Below are 25447 nucleotides of genomic sequence, written 5' to 3' on the forward strand. Positions count from 1 at the left end.
AAAGTGAACGTGACTAAAAATATAAAGGTACAAAAGTCTTTGGTGTGGACATTAAAAATGGTCCTGTTTATCTTCGTATTGTATTTTTTTATTCGTCAAATTTCTCAAATTGAGTTTAATCAGTTTAAATCTCTTGAAGTACGAAATCCTATATGTTTTGTAGTGGTTGTATTACTGTTGCCTGTTAATTGGGGATTAGAATTACTAAAATGGCAAAGTATTTTAAAAGTTAATTCTATTAGATTCAGCGTTAAAGAATTAATCTATTCACTTTTTTCAGGTGTGAGTACTGGGATTATAACACCTAATCGGATTGGAAACTTCATAGGAAGAATGATATTTTTTAAGGGTAAAGTCAGAGGTCAATTAATTCTAGGAACCCTTTATAGTAATTTCGCTCAATTCTTAGTGACTTTATTATTTGGTGCGGTAGCATTTCTTTATTTTTTTGATTTTGAATTTTCATCATTTAAAGATTCTGGTAAGCTTCTTTTAATTTCAATCTTATTCCTTTCTATTCTGTTTTATTTTTTAGTTCCTTTTATTCCTTTATCAAAAATTAGAAGGCTTAATAGGAAACAGAATATTCTCGTTCTATTTCAAAAACAAGCTACAAAAATATTTCTACCTTTAATAGGCTTAAGTTCATTACGTTATTTTGTATTTTCTATACAATTTCTTCTAATGTTAATGACTTTTGGGGTTGAGCCATCTTTCATGCTTTACTCTGGAATTTTAACAGTGTATTTAGTGAGCACTTTAACACCTAGTTTACTCTTTGGTAAATTGATTATCCGCGAAACAGTTGGATTATTAATTTTGGGCTTTGTATTAGAAAATGATTCTATAATTGTGGCTTCATCATTACTTTTATGGCTAGTTAATCTTGGTGTACCGTCTCTATTGGGCTTGTTCTTTATTCTTAAAAAGAAAACTTATGTCAATGCCTGAAATATATTTGGTTTTCTTGCTTTTCAGTTTTCTGTTATTTACAGGACTGAGAATCTTTCCAATGTGGAAAAAGGATTCTAAACCTGGGAAAATAACCTTGAATCAAATATCAGTTGTTATTCCTTTTAGAAATGAAGAGAAAAATTTACCTGAATTGTTATCATCCATCTTATTGCAGGATCAATTTCCAAACGAAATTCTATTTGTAAATGATCATTCGGATGATGAATCAATAACTATAATTCAAACATTCATCGATAAACAGAAATTAGGAAATCTATTTTCTTTGCCTGTAGAAAAAACGGGTAAAAAGTCGGCTCTTGCTTATGGAGTCCAAAAAGCTGAATCAAGATATATTTTGACTTTAGATGCAGATGTCGTTTTAAATATTGAATATTTTAATTCTTATCATTTATTGAATTCTACTGGTTTATCTTCTTTACCGGTTAAAATGAAAGGTAAAGGTTTTCTTGGGAAATTGTTTAGTACTGAATATTCATTTTTCAATGCATTTAATTTTTTAATATCATCAATTTGGCCAATTTCTGTTAGTGGTGCTAATCTATTATTTGATTCAAAATTGATGAATTATGACCAACAATTAGAATCTCATCAACATTTAGCTTCAGGGGACGATTATTTTCTATTAAAGAATTTTAGAAACAATAATCTACCAATTCATATTCGAAACGATCATTCATTGAGTGTTGAAACGGCTGCTCCGAATTCATTAAAAGCCTATTTTGATCAAAGGGTACGGTGGTTAAGCAAGAGTAAATATCAAGTAGATTGGGTTGATTCATTGATTGGTTTGTTTGTTTTGCTTTATTTCGTTGGAGGAATTATTGCTTTATTTTCGGCTTTAATTAATGGTCTGTGGCTAATTTTAATTTGTGTATTTGTATTAAGATTTTTAATTGACGTTTTGGTCTATTTGAATTATTCTCAAAAATTAAAGTATTCTAAAAATGTATTAATTCTACCTCTTTTTCAGATTGTTTATCCTATTTTGTTCATTTTAGTAGCTTTATTGGCAGTGTTTTATAAACCAAAGTGGAAAGGCCGATTTTGATGATGAATTCTACAATATTTTTTTATTTTTCAAAATATTTTTCAAAATATTAATTACATTTGGTTCATCGTAAATTTTATTGTTTATTATTAAAGTTGGAGTTTGATAAATAAAATGATCTTTTAATATATCGTTGTTGTCGAGCATTTGATTATGAATTTTCACAGAGTTGTAGTCCTCAACAAATTTATTTATATTAAGATTTAATTTTTTAGCATAATCTATTATGAGTGAGTCGTTTATGGTTCCTTCTTTTACTTTTTCAAACACGAATTCATTCATTTCGTCAAAGGAGTTTTGCAAGTTAGCGGCAATTGGAGCTTTAGAAAATTTCAATAAATTATTGCTTAAATAAACAAACTTGAATTGAGCAATATCTTTGTATTCATTTACTAATTCTTTTAGTTCATTATGCATTTTATAACAATACGAACACTCATAATTAGATACAATAATAATCTCAACACAGCAACCAGTATTGGATTTGTATAAGAATGGACCTTCTAATTTTTTATTGAAATCTCTATGAAAATCTTTTTCTAAAGAAATTGAAATTCTATTATTTTCTAAAATATTATTCCGTAGTCCCTTGATTTTAGCTTGATAAACAGCTTTTTTGTAAATTATATTAGCCTTTATAGAATCAGTTTTTACAATATTGGTGTAACTATTATTTGCTAATTCTATTTTTAAATACGGATCATTATCTTCTAGTTTAGTTGCGTTTACGTAGTCGAATCTGCTTAGGTTATTATTTTTAGATTCTTTATCCAAAAGTAAGTTTGAAAAGTACTCGTTTATGGCATTTAACTTAACTTGATAAACCATATCAGAAATCATAGAATCTAGTTGATACTCAAGAAGCTTATCATCTTCAAATTCAGCAACAATTAAATCTTTATTTTTAATTGAATTTATTTCTTTAGGTGTACAGCAATTAAATAAATTCAATATCAAAAATATAATTATAACTTTTCTCATAAAAGTATTTTTTAAAAGGAGAGATAATTATCTCTCCTTTTAAGTTTATAATAGGAAATTACAGTTCACTTAATTTATAAGACTTTATCAGCAAATCTCTTTGCCAAACATATTGCTTACCAACTGCATCATTTGGTATTTTGACAACTTTACAATGTGCTCCATCAAATCCACTTCCAACTTCAGGTAGCCAAGGACAAACATTTCCATTTATAGGAGTATATAGGAACCATGTCCCACCTGAACCTCCATAATTAAAATCAAAAGCATTCGTTCCTACTGGTACAGTACCATAATAACATTCAGCGTAATTATTGTTATTATAATTTCCAATTGGACATTCTTTTGAATAGGCATTATTCGCATCGAGGCTATATATTACATAGTAGTTAATTCCGGTTTGTCGATTGTCGCTTTGCACTATCATCTCTACCTTACGAGGGTTCGAATATTCGTACCACCAATATCGGAAGTAAGAACTAGAGCCAGGTGTAATATACCATGCATTGAAACCACCTGAACTTAAGTGTTTCCAGCTAAGATTTAAACCGCTTTTATAACGAAATCTTACCAAGTTATTGTATCCAGTTCCGTTGTGAATAGCACCGATATGAGTTTGAGTATTCGTATTAGCTGTCCAAGTAATACTAATTCCAGGTACAAAAGATTTTGTATTATTTGTACTTTCAATTCCTAATGTAAAATGTTTTTTAGTTGTATTAAAATTATGTTTTATAACTTCTATTACTAAACTTGATTCTTGATTTTCAGTTCCTTGAAAATCATCTTTTACTTCATGGTTGTTCAATAATTCTTGTTTATTATCAATTATAGAGTTTACACCTTTTTCTATATTAGTATTGGAAGGGTTAATTATTATTCTATTGTTCTTGTTAAATTCATTAATAACATCCAAATCATCTGCGTGCAATGCAATCATAATATAGCTTTTGTTGTCATCGTCGTAAATAACTAGTTCATGTTTGAAGTTTCGAGTCTTGGATTCTTCATAGTTAGAAATACCTTTAGTTTCATTTGAATTTTTTGGAATTAATTCTTGTTTTTGACATGATACAATTCCAAAAAATAAAATGGCTGTAATTAATAGTAGTTTTTTCATAATAGTTTTTTTTAATTAGAAATTAGTCAAGCTTTATAAATAAGGCTCTGATACAAAGATAATAAAAATTACTACTTCCTCATATTTTACCTGTAAATCTTAGAAACTGCTAAGTTAATCTTTATAAAACCCTGTTGCAGAAGTTTCTGCGCTTAAGTTTGGGACAAAACTCATTCAGATATGATTGTAAATATTTTCCTTTTATTTTGTGAAACTCACTCAGCAAAGTTCTTTTAGCATTGCTAATTGCAATATAAACCCACTTTAAAATAGTTTTAGTAAATTGATTATTAGACTTTCTCTGTTATATGTGTTTCTAAATAATTGGCAATATCTAAGTAACTACTGTTTTTATTGGAAAGAACAATTGCGGATTCGTCAAAATTTTCCTCAACCAATTCTGAATTTGTATAAGCATTGTGATAAGTAAATACTTGCATTTTAAAAAATCGGCATTGGTTACTTTTATGCCCTGTTTCTATATATTTGAGAGTAGGTGACTCAGCCATAACTGCTACATTTTGACACTTATGGGCACCCTACCTCGTTTCAATTTAATCTTTTTTGGGGTTGCCTTAGCAAAATATCCTTCATAAAATTCAATAGAGCCCTCCAATGGGTGTAAGTTATCACGTTTCCCTATTACTCCTCTAAATTTTATACCTAAATGGCCAGATTGAATAGTACTTTGGGTGATCCAACTGTCGTTGAAGTCCATTCGCTGAAATTTTTTTATTATTGTTAGTCATATAAGCCATAGCTTGGTACCAATAATAAAAATTGACTTTAGAACCATGCTTACTACCACTTTTAAGAGTAGTCCTAAAAGAACAGTTCTTGTATTCTAATTGAATTTTACTTAGAAGGCAATAATGATCCATGTTGTCCACTATTTACATTTTACAACTTCCTTTTCTCTTTTAATTCTAAAATGAGCCTTGCAAGTTTCATTATTCGGGAATTCTTCCATAAATCTTAGTAAATTCATCTTCTTTTTTTCTTCAAAGGTAGATGTCAAGCACATAATTTATTTATGCACTGGTATTCTTAGGGGGAAGAATATTAAAATATATAATATAATTTCAGATCTATTCTGTATCTCACATGATCGATTATTTTGAATGAGATCCAGAATTATAGGGATTTTCTGCCATCTCTAGTGAATTTATCGTTTTAGTTTTTACCATTTTTTTAATATAATATAAGCAATCCCAATTACAATAAAAAAGCTGGCAAACAAGAGAAACTAATCGTACTTTGGAATTATAGGGGAACCTAAAATTAATTCTGCAGGCTTATAGAATATCACGAATTCAGTTATTGCGAACCCTAAATCATAGTATCTTAAATCTATTTTATTCAATCGAATAAGTTCCGTTTTGTCAAGTAATGCCAATAAACCCATTATAACCACTCCAAGAAAAAACCAATGTAGAAATCCAATAGTTGAACTAAACCGATTTGAAAATCGGTAATTCCCCCTACTCATCTCATTGACATAAATTTATGGAAGTATTAATCCATAAAATTTATTGAAATGAAAAATCAATTTTCAAAATGTATCGACAAACTCCAACTCGAATTGGAGTACAGAAACTTCAGTCCAAGTAGTGTTAAAAGCTATTGTACGACAATGTCAGCAATGGAAAAGCGTTTAAATAAAGCGCTTTCTTCGATTACCACAGAAGAGTTTAAAGTCTACCTCCATGACTTAATTTTTAATCAAAAACGGTCAACCTCGTTTATCAATCAACACATCAGTGCTTTTAAAATTTTCTATTCAGATATTTTAAAAAATGATTGGGAAAGAATTAAAATTAAACGACCTAAAAAAGTTCAAAAACTTCCTGTGGTTTTATCAATGGACGAAGTCGAACGTCTTATTTCTGTAATCATTAACATTAAGCATAGAGCCATGGTAATGTTACTATACTCGGCTGGTTTGAGAAGATCTGAACTTCTTCAAATAAAACCATCTGATATTGATTCAGAAAATATGAAAATACATGTTAGACAGGGAAAAGGAAAGAAAGATCGATTTACTATTTTATCTTCGAAATGTCTTGAGTTATTGAGGTTGCATTACAAACTAAACCGGCCTAAAACCTATCTTTTTGAACCTCAAGGAAACGAAGGAAGTACAATAGCTCCTACTTCTTTAGCAAATATTCTAAAGAAAAATGCTCAAAAAGCCAATATTAAAAAGGAAGTATCTCCCCATACTTTAAGGCATTCTTTTGCTACTCACATGTTAGAACAAGGTGTGAATATTAAACTCATCCAACGGTTTTTAGGGCACACCACACTAAAGACAACCTCGGTTTATTTGCATCTAACAAATATCGACCTTACAAAAGTGAAGTCACCATTAGAAAGTATGAATGTTTAAAATCTTAGCTATGGAAAATAAAAGACAAACAATCGAACTTTCTGACATTTTTGAGGAGAATAAAGAGACCTTTCTTTCATCATCGAAATTGGTAAGTACTCAAAAAAAGGCTTTTAGAGATATTCTAAGTTGCAGAACTGAAAAACTAGGTGGACATGTGAGAGAATGTAATAACTGTGAAACAAAAGAGCAAGCCTACAACTCTTGTAGAAATAGGCACTGTCCAAAATGTCAGTTTACAAAAAAAGCTAAATGGGTAGATAAACTAGCTTCAAATCTTCCTCCAGTAAAGTACTTTCATCTTGTATTCACTGTTCCAGATAGCCTAAATGCTTTGTTTTATCTTAATCAAGCACAGGCCTATAATTTACTTTTCAAGGCTGCCAATGAAACAATAATGCAAACTGCCGAAAACATCAAGTATCTTGGAGCAAAAGCAGGAGGTGTTGCAATACTCCATACACCTGCCCCGTTAGAAATGGAGCTGATGTTTTAATCTATTCTTTAAATACCTTCTACCCATACCTGATTTTAGATACTTTTCTCGTGCTATTACATCTGCTTTACTGAAGGAAACTTCGTAGTAAATAACTTTCCAGGGCATTTTTCGACTTGTTGTAATCGTTTTCCCTGAATTATGTTGAATTATGCGACTTTCTAGGTCTGATGTATACCCAATGTACCAAGAATTATCTTTTTTTGATGAGAGAACATAAACATAAAATCTTTCCATTGTACTAATATATGAATTTCTAACGGGGTGTGGGTCAAACATTAGTTTACCATCCACATATTCACATGATCGTTCCAGCGGGTGGACTTTCTGAAGATGGTAGAGAATGGATACCTGCTCACAATAAGTTTTTTATCCCTTTTAAAGTTTTGAGTGCCATTTTTAGAGGTATTCTTTTTAAACACTTCGAGAAAGTCATTCAAAAAGGTGAGATTAAATTAACCAATGACATTAAAGATGTAGAAACATTAAAAGGAATATGGTACAAGAAAAAATGGGTAGTTTATACCAAAAAACCTTTTGCAAAACCTAACAATTTGATCAATTATTTAGGCAATTACACACACAGGGTGGAGATCTCCAATCAACGTATATTAAAGCACACTGATGGCAAAGTTATCTTTGGTTATAAGGATTATAAAAATGCTGGTTTAAGAAAAACAATGTCGCTTTCAGAAGAAGAGTTTATTAGGCGTTTTCTACAGCATATTCTTCCTTCAGGTTTTAGAAGAATACGCTACTTCGGGTTTATGTCCTTGCGGTTCTTAAAAGATAAATTAGTAAATGTGTTGAAATATTAAACAAAGCGGTGTTTCTACCAATCTTGGAAGGTTTAAACGCATTAGAAGTAGTGAGTTTTGTCATCAATAAGGACATTACTTCTTGCAAAAAATGCAAAAAAGGAAGAATGAGAGCAAAACACAAAATCATAGCTTCACCTACATGAGGCACTTGATTTTATTGAACGTTCTTTTACTTATTGTAATGATCGCCAAACGCTAAAAAAGTGTAATGGGATAAATATGTCTTTTTACAAATGAATTTATATGAAGAGGGTTTTATTACATATCGAAATCATTTTAGTCCTTCATTTTACCACTCCAAAAATGAAGGAAATATCCATCCCAATCAAATCGGCCCTATAGTTTACCCAAAGTGCGGCATAGTCCAACTCCGTTTTATCAGTTGTTTTCTACTCGTCAATTAATCGACTGTTGGGTTGGCAATTAATTTTTTACGATTATCTTTAGCTACTGAAAGAAAACAACTGATAAAACGCTATTAAGTTAGGTAGGTGTTGTTACTGATTATCTCGGCTGTGTATTGAAATGAAGCTAAGAGTTGCATTATCCTTTTAATCAGAAGTAACAAGAAGGACCAACGCAGAAGTTGCCATGCGATTTTTCCGAAAACAAGTCCAATATCAATATAATAATTTCTAACAAAATTAAAAAGGAAGAGCAACCCTGTTAATTGAATTAATGAACCTAAAACCGAAATTACGTTTGCAATAATATGAGGTTCACTAAATAGAATAGAAATAAAGTGAGTATTATTCCGATATTGAAAGTGATCGAGAATCGTTTAATTAGCGTTTTATCAATAATGATATCATGATTTTTCAGAACTTTAAGGAAAACACTTATCACACCTAAAATCATCCAAGCGTTATACTGAAAATGAAGATATAAAATAAATTGAGGTACGGTACCAAAGCTATTCAGGACCTAAAGTTGCCATCACTCCACCAATTGCCCATGGTCCGATACTTGAAATCAGTAAATAGATTATCGCGTATTTTATTGTTTTGAAAGCAGGTGAACTTCTTTCTTCTAGAGTTACGTACTTAAAAAACGGCCATGCATAGAAATAGCTAGCAAATAGAGATAGGTTGGAGAAGATAATAGAAAACAATGCTTAGCCCGTAAAAGGAAAAGTGACCATCATTCCGATTAGCGTAACTAAAGTAAAATTGAAAATTCTATTGTAGACTTTCGATGGAATTGAATCTTTTAGGAAGTAGTAAGCAATGAGTGTAATTAAAGCAAAATATACCCAACCCAAAAGGGCTTCATGAGAGTGTGCATGAACGACATATCAGTATTCAAAATCAATTGACGAAACTGCAAAGTGGAGCAATACAATCCTAATAACGCCGCAGCTAAAAAGAAAAGTAACGCAATAATAGTGTGTTACTTAAATCTAATCACTGATAATCAGTTTTGTAAAAAATGCTTAATTAAAAGTTTTGATTTATTTTAATTATATCGAATCAAAACAACATTGCTGACAAGATTTACTGCTCAATTTACCTACTTAATATAAAAAAAATCATACATCTATTTTTGAATTGTGTTTCTTACAAAGTTCTGATGTATTCTAATATCGCTCTTGCTTCATCCTCTGTGATACCCTGATTGGTCATCGGAGAACCATGAAATTCAATCAGTAAATCTTTAGCTAAAGGATCTTCTTGAACCATTTTGTCAGGATTGATAATCATGTTCATAACCCATTCAGGACTTCTTCTTTTAAGAATATCCTTTGGTGCGGGGCCAATGAATTTCTTATCAACTTTATGACATGCTGTACAATTTTTTTCGTAGATTTCTTTTCCTTTTTCCGCTAAAGCTTCATCAATGGTTTCAGGAATGGTGACGCTCTTTATAGGCCCAACTCCTTTGTTTTCTAAATCCACGCGTTGAGATGCACTAACTTTTTCATCTTCATGTTCTTCTGCGCCAGATTTAGAGGCTGAATTGTTAGGGTTGTTAGGATTAACAAGTACTTTTTCTTCTTTTGCGCTTTCTGCTTCTTCGCCTCCACAGCTGTAAAGTGAAACGGCTAAAAGGAGCAATCCAATTTTAAAGTAATTTTTCATAATTTGTTCTTTTAGTTAATTTATGATTCAAAAATAGACGTATGAAATCTATGCAATGGCAAAATAATGAAAAACTATGGCTTTTATGATATAAGTCATAAAAGACTATTATATCTTTTATCAAGCTGATTCTTTACCATAATTAGAAAATAGATATCTCATGTATTATATGGTCTAGGTGACTGCAATTAAGGATAAGAAATGAGTTAAGAAATAATTATAGATGATAAATAACTAGTCAATTTTTCTATTAAACAAAATTGGAGTTGCCAAAATCAGCCTTTATAACTTTTCAAGGTTTTTAAGAATTCGCTTCGTTTTATTACGAAATGAAATACCGTTTGAATACACAGAAGCTTTGAAATATTCATGAATTAAATTGCAGGGCTATGCACTAATAATAAAGAATAAGAATTAAGTAAGTATGTTTATTGGATTTCAAACTTTACAATCGACTTGTCAATTTCTAAGCTTTAGTAAAGTTATTGTTTTTGATAAATTTAAACTAAATTTGAATTCTTGAATTTCAAATAAAAAATATAAGGATGTTTTCTAAAGCGTGCGAATATGGTATTAAAGCAACCTTGCATATAGCAGAACAAGCTTTGAATAGCAATGAGAAAACAGGGGTTAAAGATATATCAAAGCACATTGACTCACCTGAAGCATTTACAGCCAAAATAATGCAAATTCTATCTAAAAATAATATTGTTAAATCTGTAAAAGGGCCATCTGGAGGATTTTATATAAATAAAAAGGATTTAGAAAAAATTAAATTAAGCGCAATCGTTAAGGCTATTGATGGGGATAAAATTTATGTTGGTTGTGGCTTAGGCTTAAGTCAGTGCAATGAGGCTAAGCCTTGTCCAGTGCATGATCAATTCAAAGTTGTTAGAGATGAATTGGCTAAAATGTTAACAAATACCACTTTACTGGAGCTAGCTACTGGATTAGATTTTGGTTTAACATTTCTGAAAAGATAAATTTCCACGTTTTTACAATTACAAAATAATTTAACTAGATTTGAATTAAAAGATGAAAAGGTCTTTTTTTGCTTTGATGGTTATTTATTTTGAAAAACTTCTGGCATCATTTGAATAGTTTAGGCTAAAATTATTAGTATTCACTATTTAAGCATTTTTAAGGATTTATTCGATGCATAATCACTCAAAACGATCAATTCGGAATATTACATTATATTGAATTAATAAAAGTTGTTATTTTTAGCGTGTGATAAAATCAAGCTATTAAAATTTTATTTAGACTATGAGCGAAGAAAACAAAACAAAGGATCTATTGAATAAACTGGTTAAGAAGTATGAAGATTTAGGAGAAAATCCAAATTTATACTTAGAAGGTTTATTGCAAGCTTCACCAATTTCATATTGGGACTATATAGAGGTTGATACTTTGTTCTCACTCCAAAAACCAAGAACGGATTATAAGGATGAAAAAATCTTTATCATGTACCATCAAGTAACAGAATTAGTTCTAGGAATGATGATGCATGAATTAAAGCAATTGGTAAATGAGGAGCTAGCTGATGGTGTTTGGATTGATAAAATAAATAGATTGAACAGATATACTTCAATGTTGATCACTTCATTTAGCGTTATGAGTCAAGGAATGAGTTATGATGATTACAATGTATTTCGTAAAACGTTAGCTCCTGCAAGTGGTTTTCAAAGTGTTTCTTTCAGAGAAATTGAAATTTATTGTACTGAGTTAAAGAATCTTTTGAATGAAAACGGGAAAGCACGTATTTCTGAGAACCCAACCACAGAAGAATATTTCGAACATATTTATTGGAAGGACGCTGGAATGAACCGTGAAACAGGAGAGAAGAAATTGATGTTGAGAATGTTTGAGGATAAGTATCAAGAAGATTTGATTGCTTTAGCAAATGATTTAAAAGGGAGGACCTTGCAGGAAAAATTCGATAAAATTGAGAATCCCTCTCCAGAATTAGTAGAAAGTCTTCAAGAGTTTGATCAAATGTATAATGTAAAATGGCCTATGGTTCATTTAGATACTGCACAACATTATTTAGATAAAAAAGGTGAGAATCAAGCAGCTACTGGAGGAAGTGAGTGGAAGAAATATTTACATCCTAAACATCAACAAAGAAAATTTTTCCCTCAGATATGGAAGGAAGAATAATAAGTTGAGAAGCCACATAGGAATTAAATAAAGAAATTTATAGTAGAGAAATGAAATTAGCCTCAATAGATAATAACACAAGAGATGGTCAATTAGTTGTCGTAAGCAAAGACTTAACGAAGGCGGTAAGAGTACCCGAATTAGCAATTACTATGCAGTCAGCAATTGATAATTGGAATGCGCTTGAAGTTGAGTTGCAAGCTGTATATAAAAGGTTAAATTCGAGTGGAATAGAAGGTTCATTTGATTTTTCAAGCAAACGTGTTTTAGCAACTTTGCCTCGCGCTTATCATTGGGCTGATGGAAGTGCATACGTTACTCACGTGGAATTGGTAAGAAAAGCTAGAAATGCGGAGTTACCTGAGTCATTTTGGACAGATCCTTTAATGTATATGGGCGCTTCAGATGCTTTTATTGGAGCAAACGATGACATTGAGATAGAAAAAGAGGAATGGGGAATTGATTTCGAATCAGAAGTCGCTGTTATTACTGATGATGTACCGGCTGGAACGGACTCAAAAGATGCTTTGAGCCACATTAAATTAATTACCATAATTAATGACGTTTCTTTAAGGAACTTAATTCCTAATGAATTATCAAAACAATTTGGTTTTTACCAATCAAAACCATGGACAACATTTGCTCCAGTGGCTGTGACACCAGACGAATTAGAAGGCGTTTGGGAAGAAGGAAAACTTCATTTACCTTTAGAATCTACATTAAATGGAGTTCTTATTGGTTCTCCAAATGCTGGAGTTGACATGACCTTTAATTTTGGGCAATTGATTGCGCATGCTGCAAAGTCTCGTTCATTGATGGCGGGAACAGTAATTGGATCGGGAACAGTTGCCAATCAAGGTAGTCCAGATGGATCAAGTTGTTTAGCAGAAGTAAGATGTTTGGAGATTATTAAAGATGGTAAGCCGACTACTTCATTTATGAATTTCGGCGATAGAATTGAAATTGATATGAAGAACAAGGAAGGCCAGTCAATCTTTGGGCGAATTAATCAATCAGTAAAGGAATATAAAAAGTAAAAGTCTAATTAATACTATCGAAAGCCTCTTAATAATTGTTTGTTAAGGGGCTTTTTACGGGATTGAAAAATTGAATCAACCAACCTGTATTCTTTTATTAATCAAATCAATTTCTAAGGCTTTGTAATTAATAATTCATAGTTCAACTTTGCAGGAACTATTGCTAAATATGAACTTTGAATTTGTTACTTTTAGGGAAAATTTTTTACGTGGAAAATCAAGTATACGACATCGCAATTATTGGAGGGGGAATCGTTGGAGCGGCAACATTTTACAAGCTACAAAAACGTAACCCAGAATTAAACATCATTTTAATTGAAAAAGAAAAGCGTTATGCTGATCACCAAACAGGTAATAATTCTGGTGTTATTCACTCGGGTTTATATTACCAACCAGGTTCTCTTAAAGCAGAAAATTGTGTAAAAGGTCGTCATGAATTGGTTCAATTTGCAAAAGATAACAAGGTTCCTCATGATGTTTGCGGAAAAGTTGTTGTTGCCACAAAAGAAAGTGAGCTTCCGTTTATGGATAAGATTTTTGAAAATGGTTTAGCCAATAACACGGAAGGAATTGAAAAAATAACTGGTGAACAAGTAAAAGAGCATGAACCTTTCGTTGAAGGAATTGCAGGTATTTGGGTTCCTTGTACAGGTATTATTGATTACCGAAACGCCACTGAAAAAATGGTTGCAAATGCCGAGGGGATGAATAGCAACTCAAAGACCGTTCTTGGTGAAGAAGTTATAGGTGTTGAAAAAAACGACGATTATTCGACAGTTATTGGAGCAACTAAAAAGTTTAAAGCAAAACATTTGATTTTCTGTGCAGGATTGCAAGCTGACCGTTTGGCAAGAAAAGATGGCGTGAAATTGAAAGAACAAGTGGTTGGTTTTAGAGGAGATTATTATGAACTCACAGATCAAGCGCAACATAAAGTGAAGAACTTAATTTATCCAGTTCCGAATCCAGCCTTCCCATTCTTAGGTGTACATTTCACAAGAATGACGAACGGACATACGGAATGTGGACCAAATGCGGTATTTACTTTCAAGCGTGAAGGTTACGGTAAAACCGACTTCAGCATGAAAGATACTTTTGATGCTTTGGCGTATAGCGGAACTTGGAAATTATTCTTTAAAAATATGAAATTTGGAGTGGATGAATACAGAAGAGCATTTTCTAAGAAATTGTTCTTAAAAACACTTCAAGGTTTAATTCCTTCATTAGAAATGGATGATTTACGCCCAGGTGGTTCGGGAGTAAGAGCTTTGCTTTTAGGTCAGGATGGTGATACAAGAGATGATTTCAGAATCGAGTACCACGGACACTCCATTCACGTATTGAATGCGCCTTCTCCAGCAGCTACAGCTTCTTTGGCTATTGGTGGACAAATTGCAGAGAAAGCGGAGAAACATTTTGCATTGAAGTAGTTTTTGTATGAACAATCCGAATTCTGTGTTAATGAAATACGGTATCGTTGTTAACAATGTTGTTTTTGAAATAGAATTATTAAAATCAATTGGAAAAAAAAACTAAACCACGAGGTAAAACCTAGTGGAAGAACTCTTGTTTAATCTTAACTTATTCCAATAAGCCCACATTGATATACTTAATCAGTGGAAAATATCGAGGATGTTAGAGTACTCCGTCCAATTTAAGTTATTACTTTCCAACAAGTAACAATTGTTACACCCTATATTTTTAAGCTTAGTTATATTCAACAATTAATATTAAACCGTATTATAGCGATGAAGAAAACGATTCAATTTTTAAGTTTAGTAGTAGCAATGATATTTTCAACAGTTGCGTTAGCACAAGATGCCCCAAAATTTATAGGTAAATCAGTTGTGGAATCACTGAATAAAACACCCAATTATGGTTTTGGAGTTTCCGCTGAGCGTGCAATGCGTTCTGCATTTATGATGTATGATAAAATGAAGAAGAGCGGTGTGGAAATTAATAATTATGAGATTGTTATTTGGGGAATGGTTGTAAGAGACATCAAAGAAGACAAGGAGTTGTTCGATTTTTTAAGCAAATATAGTACCGATGGACTCAAGGTAACAGTTTGTTCTGTGGCAATGAATAGGTTGGGAATTGAAAAGGAGGATTTACCAAAAGGTTTTGAAGTTGTTGATGATGCTTATGTTAGAATATTTGAATTACAAGCATTGGGTTATAATGTTTTGATTCCATAAACTTATTAGTTGGGTTCAATAAAATTCATTTTATAGAATCCTATCATGGCAAAATATTTGCATTCATTCTTTCGTTAATATAATTAATGATGAATATATCTCTAAATAAAACTTTAAAATCTTTAACAACTTTGTTGTGTGGAATATTGATTTCTGGTTTTTCTATCGGTCAAGAAACTCCAGCAAACAACAGTTACAATGATTCTATAATCAGTCGACTTCAAGTTTACGAGAGTTTTGATTTACCAAGTGATTTTAAATCACAATATAGAAATGCTTTAAGAAGAGTAAGGAAAGTTTACCCTTTGGCATTGGAAGCGGCGCGCGTAATTGATTCTTTGGAGAATGAATTAGCAACGATAGATAAAAGTCGAAAGCAACGAAAATTAATGCGAAATACAAAGAAAGAGCTGGTAAGCGATTTCAAATACCTTCTAAAAGATTTGTATATTTCTGAGGGAAAAGTATTAACCAAATTGATTTATCGTGAAACAGGAATGACAGCTACTGAGATTATTTCCAAATACAAAAACGGATTTGAAGCTTCACTTTATTCTGGAATGGCAGGATTTTTTGAACAAGATCTAGATGCCAAATACTACCCAAACACTGAAGACTTTGTTCTTGAATGTGTGATTAACGATATTAAAAGCGGGAAGGTTGATTTCGATCCAACATTTGAAATTTTGAGTAAGGCAGAATACAAAAAAGAAAAGAAAGAGTATAAAGAAAGTAAGAAGCAGAACAAGAAGAAAATTAAACAATTAGAGGAAATTGCTAGGCAAAAACAATTGGAAAGTAAAAACAATTGAAAGCCAAAAAAACCAGTCTAACAATTAATGTTAAGACTGGCCTTTTAATTTTTCTACGAGAAATTAGATAGTTTCTAATTAGAAAATCTATTTACCGGCTTGTGCCAATTGTTGCTCATCAGCTCCTGTAGAAACAGCAGATTTTTCAACACGAATTTTTGCGCTTCCTTCACAACTTAACAAGATAGTTGTATCAGCAATTTCTAAAACTTTTCCGTGGATTCCACCGATAGTAACAACCTTGTCACCAACAGTTAAAGTTTCACGAAATTTCTTTAATTCCTTTTGTTTCTTCATTTGTGGTCGTATCATAAAGAAATAAAATACTCCCAAAATCAGCAATAACATAACCAATTGCATTCCTCCTTCACCCATAACTTACTTTTTAAATTTATTATTAATATTTATTCTAATCAATTACCGTTGCTTGAAGCATGATAACCGTTGACGAAGGTCTTGTGTTTGCCGATACTGTAATCGGTTTTTTAATTACACCTTTCCCTGTTTCGTCTGTATCTATCGTTGCATTTATGATTGTTGTTTCTCCAGGCTGAATAGGGTCTTTTTCGAAATTAGAAACAGTACACGCACATGCTGCTGATATGTCTGCAATCATAAGTGGATAATCACCAGTGTTTTTCATCTTGATGTCAAACTCTACTTTTTCTCCTTTAGCTACAGATCCTGCATTATGAAAATCTTGTACTTCTACTGTTGTATATTGTCCTATTTGACCTTCTGATTTTGCTCCATCTCCACAAGAAAATAGACCCAAAGAAATGGCAGCCAATAAAAAAACTTTCTTCATCGTTTAAACTTTTTACTTCATTAAACCTCGACCAACTTTTTGAATTTCACCTTGACTTTCAAGTTTAGTGATCGCTTTGTCTAATATTCCGTTGATAAATAGATTACTTTTTGGAGTACTGTAAAATTTAGAAATTTCAATGTACTCATTCAATGTAACTTTTGTTGGAATGTTGCTGAAAGTTGTTAATTCAGTAATCGCCAATTCCATCAAAAGAACATCCATTTTTGCAATACGATCAAGTTCCCAATTTTGGGTTAAATCATCGATTACCTTCAGGTTTTCAGGACGGTTTTTTATCGCTTGTCTCAAAAGGTCAGCAATAAAATCTTCCTCATCATCATTCGGCTTAAATAAAGGCAATATTTTATGGTCTTCGCTATCTTCTTTAAAAGATTTGATTGTTTTAATAACCATAGAACAAGCTAAATCTATATCATCCATCCAGTAAACGCTTCTTTCTTCTAAAAAGTCGTATAGCAGTGGAAAATTCGCTATTTCTGTTTTAAACAATTGAACAATAAACTCTTTATCCTCCTCGAAACCTTCTTTTTCATTATTCATGAACTCAAAGTAAAGTTCTGATTGGCGAATGTGATTATACATTTTACGCATCAACTCTTGTCTGTCATCACCAATCCAATTGGCTTTATGATCTTCGGCTTGATGGCGTAATTCTGCATTTTCTTCAAGAATTTGAATAATTTTATTGTCGATAAACTTCATGTTGGGATTGATATCCTCTTCCTTCGGTAACATCTTCTTCTTATTCTCATCAACTCTGTGTTCTCCCTTCAATTTTAACTCAGGGAAAATCATTAGTAACGAAATGTACAATTCATACATTTGGTCAACAGCTTTGAATAACTCTTTTTTTGCCCACAAAAATTCTTTGTCCTCATGCTGTGAAAAAGCATATAAGGTTTGTAGTACTTTTATACGTAAATGTCTTCTGTTTAACATCGATTTTAATAAGGTAATTTAACTTTACCAACAGCCTCAATTCTTTCCTCAGCTACTTTATTTGCAATAGCATAAGCAGGAATATTTTCGTCTGATGAACGTTTTATGATTTCGTAGATAGTATTGTAAATTCCTTCTGCTTTATGTAAAGCCCATTCAGGAGTATTGTTCGTTAATTCAGCATATACGTTTATTACACCACCTGCATTAATTGCATAATCTGGAGCATAAACGATACCTCTGTCAAGCACAGCTTGTCCATGAATAACTTCATTTGCCAATTGGTTGTTTGCAGAACCTGCAATGATTGAACATTTTAATCTGTTCAAGGTGTCATCATTTACTGTAGCACCTAGTGCACAAGGAGCATAAATGTCCATGTCAATGTCGTAAATTTCATCTAAACCAACAACTTTTGCACCGTATGTATTAGAAACATGCTTCAAGCTATCTTGATCAATATCTGAAATGAATACTTCTGCATTCTCTTCACGCAAATGTTTTACAAGGTATTCACCAACGTGTCCAACTCCTTGAACAGCGATTTTCTTACCTGCTAAACTATCGCTACCGAATTGTTTTTTGGCACAAGCTTTCATTCCAACATAAGTTCCCAAAGCTGTAATTGGAGAAGGATCTCCACTTTTACCTGGTAAACCAACAACATGGTCTGTTTCCATGTTTACCCAAGTCATATCCAATGGGTTAATTCCAACATCTTCAGCAGTAATATACTTTCCTGCAAGACTGTTTACAAATTTTCCAAAACGGCGGAATAAAGCTTCCGATTTCATTGTTTTAGAATTCCCAATGATTACAGCTTTTCCACCTCCAAGGTTCAATCCTGAGATAGAATTTTTGTAAGTCATTCCACGTGATAAACGTAAAACATCGTTTAAAGCTTCGATTTCATTGTTGTACATCCACATTCTGGTCCCCCCTAATGCAGGTCCTAATGTAGTATTGTGTACAGCGATAATCGCTTTTAATCCCGAATCATTATCATTACAAAATAATAGTTGTTCGTGATTGTACTGACTCATTGCTGCAATGACTGGATTGTCTACCAAATCCTCAGCAGTTATTTTTCTAGTTTCTATCATTGTATTAAGCTTTTTATACTTCTTCTAAAATCAAATGGCTATTTTTGTAGAACAAAAAATGCACATATTCAAGTGCAAAAATAGGAAATTAATAGATGAAGTCTCTAAGCTATCTCAACAAATATTTATTTAAGTACAAATGGCGCCTTTTACTCGGTGTTGCCTTTATTATTGGTTCTAACTTTTTTTATGTTAACATGCCTTTGATTGTGGGTGATGCGGTAGATCAATTTAAGTCTGGATTTGATGCAGATAATTGGCTGAGTTTTGCTTTGAAATTGGGTGGAATGTATGTTTTACTCTCGCTAGGAAAAGGCTTGTTTTTATTCATGCAAAGACAAACAATCATAATTGTATCGCGGTTCATCGAATTCGATTTGAAAAATGAGATTTATGAGCAGTACCAACGCTTATCTTATAATTTCTATAAAAAAAGCAATACCGGCGATTTAATGAACAGAATCTCTGAAGATGTTTCTTATGTTAGGCAATATTTAGGACCTGGAATAATGTACACCATCAGTACAACTATTCTTTTTGCTTTTACTGTTACATATATGGCGAACATTAGTGTAGAGTTAACAATTTACACCTTAATTCCTCTTCCTTTACTAACTTTTATTATTTATAAGGTTTCAAGCATTGTAAATAGGCAAAGTGTGGAGGTTCAAAAGCAACAGTCTAAGATTTCTACGATAGTTCAAGAATCTTTTTCTGGTATTACTGTGTTAAAAGCTTATGGAGCGGAAGAAAAATTTCAAAAAGATTTTAATGTTGATGTGAAAGGTTATTTACAAAAACAAATGAGCTTAGTGAAAACCAATGCTTTCTTTATGCCAACAATAACTTTCCTAATTGGTCTAAGTACGATTATGGTGATTTATTTTGGGGGGATTTTATCTTTTGAAACTCAAAATGGATTGTCTTCAGGGAATATTGTTGAATTTATTTTTTATGTTAACATGTTGACTTGGCCTCTGGCAAGTGTAGGTTGGGTAACATCTATGATCCAAAGAGCAGCGGCAAGTCAAGAACGAATCAATGAATTTCTGAATGAAGAGCCAGAAGTGAAAAACACAAACCTTCAACCTTTCGATTTTAATGGAGCGATAGAATTTAAAAACGTGAGTTATACTTTTCCGTCTTCTGGGATTCAGGCAGTAAAAAACTTGAGTTTTTCAATTAAAAAAGGTGAAACCTTAGCGATAATTGGTAGAACAGGTTGTGGAAAGACGAGTGTTATTAATCTTTTAATGAGACAGTTTGATCCAACATCAGGAGCGATTGAAGTTGACGGCAAAGATTTGAAAAATATTAATCTAAATGAATATAGAAGTCATGCGGGTGTAGTGCCACAAGGGGTTTTCTTATTTTCAGATTCTATTCGAAATAATGTTCGATTTGGTTTAGCAGAAAATCAGGATGCTACTGAAAAAGAAGTAATTAAAGTGTTGGAAACCACTCATGTTTGGAACAATATAAAAGACTTTAAACAAGGTCTGGATACTGTTTTAGGTGAGCGAGGAGTGAATTTGAGTGGTGGTCAAAAACAAAGAATAAGTATTGCAAGAGCTTTAATTAGAAATCCTAAATTGATCATTTTTGATGATTGCTTATCTGCTGTGGACACAGAAACAGAAGAAATTATTCTGAATAATTTAAAAGATACTCTTGCCGAAACAACTTCTTTAATCGTAAGTCATCGTGTATCTTCAATCAGAAATGCAGACAGGATTTTAGTGTTGGATGATGGTGGGAAAATTGAAGAAGGAACGCATGATGAACTTTTAGCTTTGGATGGTGTTTATTCCGAAATCTACAATAAACAATTGCTGGAAGAACAGGAGGATTGATAATTGACAAATGATAATTCGTAATTTATCATTCGTAATTTTTTTTAATGATGAGAAATGAATACATACATATAAAAGGAGCAAAAGAACACAATCTTAAAAACATTGAAGTCAAAATTCCACATGGAAAAATGACAGTAATCACTGGATTGTCGGGTTCTGGGAAATCCTCTTTGGCTTTTGATACTTTGTATGCTGAAGGTCAGCGCCGTTATATTGAAAGTTTATCTGCATATGCAAGACAATTTCTTGGAAAACTAGATAAACCAAGCGTTGATTTTATTAAAGGAGTTGCTCCTGCTATTGCAATTCAACAAAAAGTTACCTCTACCAATCCAAGGTCAACAGTTGGAACAGTCACAGAGATATATGATTATTTAAAGGTTTTATTTGCCCGAGTTGGTAAAACTTATTCCCCAATTAGTGGAAATGAAGTGAGAAAACATGATGTTACAGATGTTGTGGATTTAATCAATAAACGTGAAGTTGGTGAGAAGTTTATGGTTTTGTCACCAGTTAAGAATTACGAACGCTACGGAATAGAACGTCAATTGACCATCTTTAAAGAACAAGGTTTTGCGAGGGTTCGAATTGATGGTGAAATTCTAAAAGTTGACCAAGCAATTGAAAAGTCTTTAAAGAAAATTAAAAGTTTAGAATTAGTTATTGACCGTCTTGGTGTGCGTTTAGATGATGAAGATCATCAATCAAGAATAGCAGATTCTGTACAATTGAGCTTTGCAGAAGGAGATGGAGAATGTTGGATTTACTTTCCTAAAACTGATGAGATTTTTCCGTTTTCCAATAAGTTTGAATTGGATGGAATTCAATTCGCTGAACCAAACTTGCATTTCTTTACGTTTAACAATCCTTATGGAGCTTGTGATACTTGCGAAGGATTCGGATCTGTGATTGGTGTTGATGAAGACTTGGTGATTCCAGATCGTTCACGTTCACTTTATGATCAAGCTGTTCAACCATGGAAGGGAGAAAAAATGGGACGTTATTTAGACACTTTTATTAGCCAATCGGCGTCAATCGATTTTCCAATTCATCGTCCAATAAAAGACTTATCGGAGAAAGAATATGATATTCTTTGGAATGGAAAAGGGAAAATAGAAGGAATTAATGACTTTTTCGAATATTTAAATACTAAGAAATATAAGATTCATGTTCGTGTAATGTTGGCACGCTACCGTGGGAAGACAAAATGCCCAGATTGTAAAGGTACTAGATTAAGAAAAGATGCGAATTATGTAAAACTAGGAGGGAAGAATATTTCAGAGATGATTTTAACTTCGATCGAAGATAACTTGACATTTTTTAGAAATATAGAATTAGATGACCAGCAATTAGAAATTGGAAAACGAATTTTAGTTGAAATTCAAAGCCGATTAAATTGGTTGAACGAAGTTGGTTTGGGTTATTTAACTTTGAATCGTCAAGCGAATACCTTATCAGGTGGTGAATCTCAACGTATTAATTTAGCTACTTCTTTAGGGAGTAGTTTAGTGGGTTCAATGTATATTTTAGATGAACCAAGCATAGGATTGCACCCAAAAGATATTGAAAAATTGGTGGGTGTTTTGAATGAATTAAAAGATTTGGGAAACACCGTGATAATTGTGGAGCATGAGGAAGCTATCATGCAAGCGGCAGATGAAATCATCGATATTGGTCCTTTGGCAGGAGTAAATGGAGGGGAATTGGTTTTCCAAGGGACACACAAGGAGTTGGTGAATGCCAAAAACAGTTTAACGGCAGATTACTTAACTGGAAAAGCTAATATTTCAGTACCAAAGAAAAGAAGAAACTTAAAAGATGCGATTCACATAATTGATGCATCAGAAAATAATTTAAAGAAAATCAGTGTAAAAATCCCTTTGCATGGAATGGTTTGCGTTACAGGGGTAAGTGGTTCCGGTAAGTCAACATTGATTAAAGATATTTTGTATCCGGCATTATCGAAAGAATTAGGAATTCATGGAAACCCGATTGGAAAACATGGTGAAATAACTGGAGATTTCTCTCAAGTTGAGGCAATTGAGTTCGTTGATCAAAATCCAATTGGACGTTCTTCAAGAAGTAATCCTGTTACTTACGTGAAGGCTTTTGATGAAATCAGAACTTTATATTCACGCTTGAAAATTTCAAAAATGAGAAATCTCAAGCCTGGTTTCTTTAGTTTTAATGTTCCTGGAGGAAGATGCGAAGTTTGTGAAGGAGAAGGTTTAATTACCGTTTCAATGCAATTCATGGCGGACATTCAGTTGACGTGTGAAACTTGTAATGGTTCAAGATATAAAGATGACGCCCTTGAAGTAAAATACCAAGATAAATCGATAGCTGATCTTTTAGCAATGGATATTGAGGAAGCATTAGAATTTTTTAAAGCACAAGAAGGAAATTTAGAGAAGAAAATAGTTGATAAAATTCAGCCTTTAGTGGATGTTGGATTGGGTTATTTAACCATGGGACAATCTTCTTCAACTTTATCTGGAGGTGAAGCCCAACGTATAAAATTAGCATCTTTCCTTGTAAAAGCGAAGAATCCAACGAAAACGATGTTCATATTTGATGAGCCAACCACAGGATTGCATTTTGATGATGTTAATAAATTATTGATTTCCTTAAATCGCTTGATTGATATTGGTCATTCCGTTGTGATTATTGAACACGATATGGATGTGGTAAAAAATGCAGATTGGGTAATTGATTTAGGTCCGGAAGGAGGAGTGAATGGAGGGAATCTTGTTGCACAAGGCACACCTGAGGATTTGGTGAAAATTAAGGAAAGTTTTACAGGTCAATTTTTGAAGGGAAAGCTTTTGAACTAATGATGAACGAAAGATAAAAAGTGAAATACGAAAGGGTTAGGCAGATGAGTGTTTAATTTGAGATTTTTAGGGTAGGGATGTCAGTATATTGGAGTAACTTCTCACTTTCGAGAATTTTAATTCGTTCTAGAAAATAAATAAGAGACTTTTAATTTTGATGTTTGGGTTCTAAACAATATTTTTGGGAAACATTTTATAATACTTATAATGAAAAATAGCTTTAAAATTATCCTTTCTGTTCTAACTCTAGCATTTGTTCTTGGAGGGTGTGGTAAGTACGAACAAGGTCCTGCTTTCTCTTTGTTAACGAAAAAAGCCAGAATAACTGGGTTGTGGGTTGCTGAATCTTTAACTACTCCATCAGGTGATGTTACTTTTTATGATGAAAAGCACACTTTGAAAATTAATAAAGACGATTCTTTTTTAAGACAAAATCTAGTAACTGATGAATTAGAAGAAGGGACTTGGACATTTACTTCTGAAAAAGAAAGTATAATACTTACTTATAAAAAGAGTGGAAACCCTTATGTTGAAGAATTAGAAATTGTAAAGTTGAAAAACAATGAGTTTTGGGTTAGAAACTCGGGTGGAGATCAAATCAATTATAAAAGCGACGGGAGTAATTAATTCTTGATAAAATATATTTTAAAGGTCGTTGTTTCAACGGCCTTTTTTTGTGCTTAGTTTTCAAGCATTCCGTCAATCTTCGCTAAAAAGCTGTCGCTATACCAATCATGTGCACCAACTTCTTCCATAATTATCTTTCCTTCTTGGTCTAAAACATAAGTTGTGGGTAAGCTATTGGATTCAAATTCTTTTGGATAATTGCTTCCAGGAATATAAACTGGGAAAGTATATTCTTTCGCCTTCAGGAACTTATTTAGAGTGCTTGGCTTTTCATTGCTTACAAAATAAAACGCCAATTGATCATCATATTTGTCATAGAGTTTCTGCAAAGAGGGCATTTCTGCAACACAAGGAGGACACCAAGTAGCCCACATATTTACAACAGTTATTTTTCCATGAGCAGCAGAGAAATTATGCTCTTGTCCTTTCAGATCCAATAAAATCCAGTCAAAAGAGCTGACAGTTTTTTGATTTTCAATCGAAATTTCGGAAGGCGAACCAGCGAATATTCTTTGGATTGTTGACATAACAAGCATTCTAATGCTTGGGATAAACATCAGCCCAATAAATGCGATAAAAAGAATATCCCACTTTCTTTTCTTTAACCAAGTTTTAGTTTTATCGTTCATTTCTAGTAGCTATTTGTGCTCAATAGCACAAGTGTACAAGCAATTTCAGATTCAATTCCATTTTCTTTTAACTGTTTTTCGAAAGCGAAATTTTCTGTACCAGGATTAAAAATCACTCGTTTGGGCTTTAAATCAATGATCTTATCATAATATTCTGTTTGATTTCGAGCGGAAAGATACAAAGTCACTGTATGAATATCTTTGTTAGTCGGAAACTCAGTTGAAATTAAAGTTTCATTGATTTTCCCTGCTCGGTTTCCAAAAGCAATTACCGGAACGCTATGATTTTGCAACATTCTAACTGCTTTGTTCGCATAACGATTCGTCTTTTCACTTGCTCCTATAACCAAAGTTTTCTTTGTTTCCATAGTTACAAAGATAAGTAAAGGTGGTCAAGAAACCCATTCAAAATTCTTTACAAATGTTAAGAGTGATAAAAGTTACATGAGATTTAGGGAGAGGAGAAGTCACTGCTCTCTTTCTCTTTCTCGCTCTGAATTCCATCATTCTTT

The 25447-nt window shown here is 32.5% G+C and carries 26 protein-coding genes; 14 read left to right on the forward strand and 12 right to left on the reverse strand.

What is annotated here, in order from left to right; all coding sequences use genetic code 11:
• The first annotated feature begins 9 nt into the window (after positions 1-9).
• Entirely contained in the window at positions 10-951 is a 942-nt protein-coding gene (locus C6368_RS07315) for a lysylphosphatidylglycerol synthase domain-containing protein (RefSeq protein ID WP_159038491.1), read from the forward strand.
• Positions 944-2023, forward strand: a complete 1080-nt coding sequence (locus tag C6368_RS07320) for a glycosyltransferase (RefSeq protein ID WP_159038492.1) — start codon at positions 944-946, stop codon at positions 2021-2023. The genes C6368_RS07315 and C6368_RS07320 overlap by 8 nt, the downstream gene beginning before the upstream one ends.
• 9 nt (positions 2024-2032) lie before the next feature.
• On the opposite strand, the gene C6368_RS07325 is transcribed toward C6368_RS07320, so the two are convergent.
• The 4 genes from C6368_RS07325 to C6368_RS17460 all read right to left on the reverse strand — a co-directional run bounded on the left by C6368_RS07325 (position 2033) and on the right by C6368_RS17460 (position 4842).
• On the reverse strand, positions 2033-3004 hold the full coding sequence (locus tag C6368_RS07325; RefSeq protein ID WP_107038544.1) for a DsbA family protein: 972 nt from the start codon (positions 3002-3004) through the stop codon (positions 2033-2035).
• 58 nt (positions 3005-3062) lie between these two features.
• Positions 3063-4124: a hypothetical protein gene (locus C6368_RS07330; RefSeq protein WP_107038545.1), complete on the reverse strand. Its 1062-nt coding sequence runs from the start codon at positions 4122-4124 to the stop codon at positions 3063-3065.
• Positions 4125-4414: 290 nt separating this feature from the next.
• Positions 4415-4633: a hypothetical protein gene (locus tag C6368_RS17455; RefSeq protein ID WP_234369100.1), complete on the reverse strand. Its 219-nt coding sequence runs from the start codon at positions 4631-4633 to the stop codon at positions 4415-4417.
• A 5-nt stretch (positions 4634-4638) separates the two neighbouring features.
• Positions 4639-4842, reverse strand: a complete 204-nt coding sequence (locus C6368_RS17460) for a hypothetical protein (protein ID WP_234369101.1) — start codon at positions 4840-4842, stop codon at positions 4639-4641.
• Positions 4843-5661: 819 nt separating this feature from the next.
• On the opposite strand from C6368_RS17460, the gene C6368_RS07340 reads away from it, so the two are divergent.
• Positions 5662-6513 carry a tyrosine-type recombinase/integrase gene (locus C6368_RS07340; protein ID WP_107038546.1) on the forward strand — a complete coding sequence of 284 codons (852 nt, stop codon included), beginning with the start codon at positions 5662-5664 and terminating at the stop codon, positions 6511-6513.
• A 10-nt stretch (positions 6514-6523) separates the two neighbouring features.
• Positions 6524-7009: an IS91 family transposase gene (locus C6368_RS07345; protein WP_159038493.1), complete on the forward strand. Its 486-nt coding sequence runs from the start codon at positions 6524-6526 to the stop codon at positions 7007-7009.
• Here the strand turns inward: C6368_RS07345 and C6368_RS07350 are convergent.
• Positions 6986-7288, reverse strand: coding sequence for a GIY-YIG nuclease family protein (locus C6368_RS07350; protein ID WP_317045972.1), 303 nt, complete (start codon positions 7286-7288; stop codon positions 6986-6988). The two genes, C6368_RS07345 and C6368_RS07350, sit on opposite strands and share 24 nt — an antisense overlap.
• On the opposite strand from C6368_RS07350, the gene C6368_RS07355 reads away from it, so the two are divergent.
• A complete protein-coding gene (locus C6368_RS07355) occupies positions 7276-7827 on the forward strand; it encodes an IS91 family transposase (protein WP_159038494.1) in 552 nt (183 codons plus the stop codon). The genes C6368_RS07350 and C6368_RS07355 overlap by 13 nt on opposite strands.
• A gap of 1559 nt (positions 7828-9386) precedes the next feature.
• Here the strand turns inward: C6368_RS07355 and C6368_RS07360 are convergent.
• Positions 9387-9908, reverse strand: coding sequence for a c-type cytochrome (locus C6368_RS07360; protein ID WP_107038550.1), 522 nt, complete (start codon positions 9906-9908; stop codon positions 9387-9389).
• Between the two features lie 545 nt (positions 9909-10453).
• Between C6368_RS07360 and C6368_RS07365 the strand changes: the two genes are divergently transcribed.
• From C6368_RS07365 to C6368_RS07390, 6 genes are all read left to right on the forward strand, one after another.
• A complete protein-coding gene (locus C6368_RS07365) occupies positions 10454-10891 on the forward strand; it encodes an RrF2 family transcriptional regulator (RefSeq protein ID WP_107038551.1) in 438 nt (145 codons plus the stop codon).
• 283 nt (positions 10892-11174) lie between these two features.
• A complete protein-coding gene (locus tag C6368_RS07370; protein WP_107038552.1) occupies positions 11175-12068 on the forward strand; it encodes a tryptophan 2,3-dioxygenase family protein in 894 nt (297 codons plus the stop codon).
• A 50-nt stretch (positions 12069-12118) separates the two neighbouring features.
• Positions 12119-13105, forward strand: coding sequence for a fumarylacetoacetate hydrolase family protein (locus C6368_RS07375; protein ID WP_107038553.1), 987 nt, complete (start codon positions 12119-12121; stop codon positions 13103-13105).
• Between the two features lie 209 nt (positions 13106-13314).
• Positions 13315-14535 carry an L-2-hydroxyglutarate oxidase gene (gene lhgO, locus C6368_RS07380; RefSeq protein WP_107038742.1) on the forward strand — a complete coding sequence of 407 codons (1221 nt, stop codon included), beginning with the start codon at positions 13315-13317 and terminating at the stop codon, positions 14533-14535.
• Positions 14536-14853: 318 nt separating this feature from the next.
• Positions 14854-15303: a DsrE family protein gene (locus C6368_RS07385; RefSeq protein ID WP_107038554.1), complete on the forward strand. Its 450-nt coding sequence runs from the start codon at positions 14854-14856 to the stop codon at positions 15301-15303.
• Positions 15304-15389: 86 nt separating this feature from the next.
• Positions 15390-16115, forward strand: a complete 726-nt coding sequence (locus C6368_RS07390; protein WP_107038555.1) for a DUF4294 domain-containing protein — start codon at positions 15390-15392, stop codon at positions 16113-16115.
• An 87-nt stretch (positions 16116-16202) separates the two neighbouring features.
• Here the strand turns inward: C6368_RS07390 and yajC are convergent, their stop codons facing one another.
• Genes yajC through C6368_RS07410 form a run of 4 tightly spaced genes read right to left on the reverse strand, consistent with a single transcriptional unit; the run spans position 16203 to position 18989 of the window.
• On the reverse strand, positions 16203-16490 hold the full coding sequence (gene yajC, locus C6368_RS07395; protein WP_234369102.1) for a preprotein translocase subunit YajC: 288 nt from the start codon (positions 16488-16490) through the stop codon (positions 16203-16205).
• Positions 16491-16524: 34 nt separating this feature from the next.
• Positions 16525-16923, reverse strand: coding sequence for a DUF1573 domain-containing protein (locus C6368_RS07400; protein WP_107038556.1), 399 nt, complete (start codon positions 16921-16923; stop codon positions 16525-16527).
• Between the two features lie 12 nt (positions 16924-16935).
• Complete coding sequence (locus C6368_RS07405; protein ID WP_107038557.1) at positions 16936-17886, reverse strand: transcription antitermination protein NusB; 951 nt, start codon at positions 17884-17886, stop codon at positions 16936-16938.
• A 5-nt stretch (positions 17887-17891) separates the two neighbouring features.
• A complete protein-coding gene (locus tag C6368_RS07410) occupies positions 17892-18989 on the reverse strand; it encodes a Glu/Leu/Phe/Val dehydrogenase dimerization domain-containing protein (protein ID WP_107038558.1) in 1098 nt (365 codons plus the stop codon).
• 95 nt (positions 18990-19084) lie between these two features.
• Between C6368_RS07410 and C6368_RS07415 the strand changes: the two genes are divergently transcribed.
• The 3 genes from C6368_RS07415 to C6368_RS07425 all read left to right on the forward strand — a co-directional run bounded on the left by C6368_RS07415 (position 19085) and on the right by C6368_RS07425 (position 24306).
• The gene (locus tag C6368_RS07415; protein ID WP_107038559.1) at positions 19085-20842 is read left to right on the forward strand and encodes an ABC transporter ATP-binding protein; all 1758 of its coding nucleotides are present in this window, start codon (positions 19085-19087) and stop codon (positions 20840-20842) included.
• A 50-nt stretch (positions 20843-20892) separates the two neighbouring features.
• Positions 20893-23679: an excinuclease ABC subunit UvrA gene (gene uvrA / locus C6368_RS07420; protein ID WP_107038744.1), complete on the forward strand. Its 2787-nt coding sequence runs from the start codon at positions 20893-20895 to the stop codon at positions 23677-23679.
• A gap of 207 nt (positions 23680-23886) precedes the next feature.
• Positions 23887-24306, forward strand: coding sequence for a hypothetical protein (locus C6368_RS07425; protein ID WP_107038560.1), 420 nt, complete (start codon positions 23887-23889; stop codon positions 24304-24306).
• 53 nt (positions 24307-24359) lie between these two features.
• Here C6368_RS07425 and C6368_RS07430 read toward each other — a convergent pair whose 3' ends face one another.
• Together C6368_RS07430 and C6368_RS07435 are read right to left on the reverse strand one after the other, a co-directional pair.
• Positions 24360-24935, reverse strand: a complete 576-nt coding sequence (locus C6368_RS07430; RefSeq protein ID WP_107038561.1) for a TlpA family protein disulfide reductase — start codon at positions 24933-24935, stop codon at positions 24360-24362.
• A gap of 2 nt (positions 24936-24937) precedes the next feature.
• On the reverse strand, positions 24938-25303 hold the full coding sequence (locus C6368_RS07435) for a CoA-binding protein (RefSeq protein ID WP_107038562.1): 366 nt from the start codon (positions 25301-25303) through the stop codon (positions 24938-24940).
• Between the last annotated feature and the right edge of the window lie 144 nt (positions 25304-25447).

The sequence above is a fragment of the Brumimicrobium mesophilum genome (assembly GCF_003025005.1).
Taxonomy (GTDB): Bacteria; Bacteroidota; Bacteroidia; order Flavobacteriales_D; family Crocinitomicaceae; genus Brumimicrobium; species Brumimicrobium mesophilum.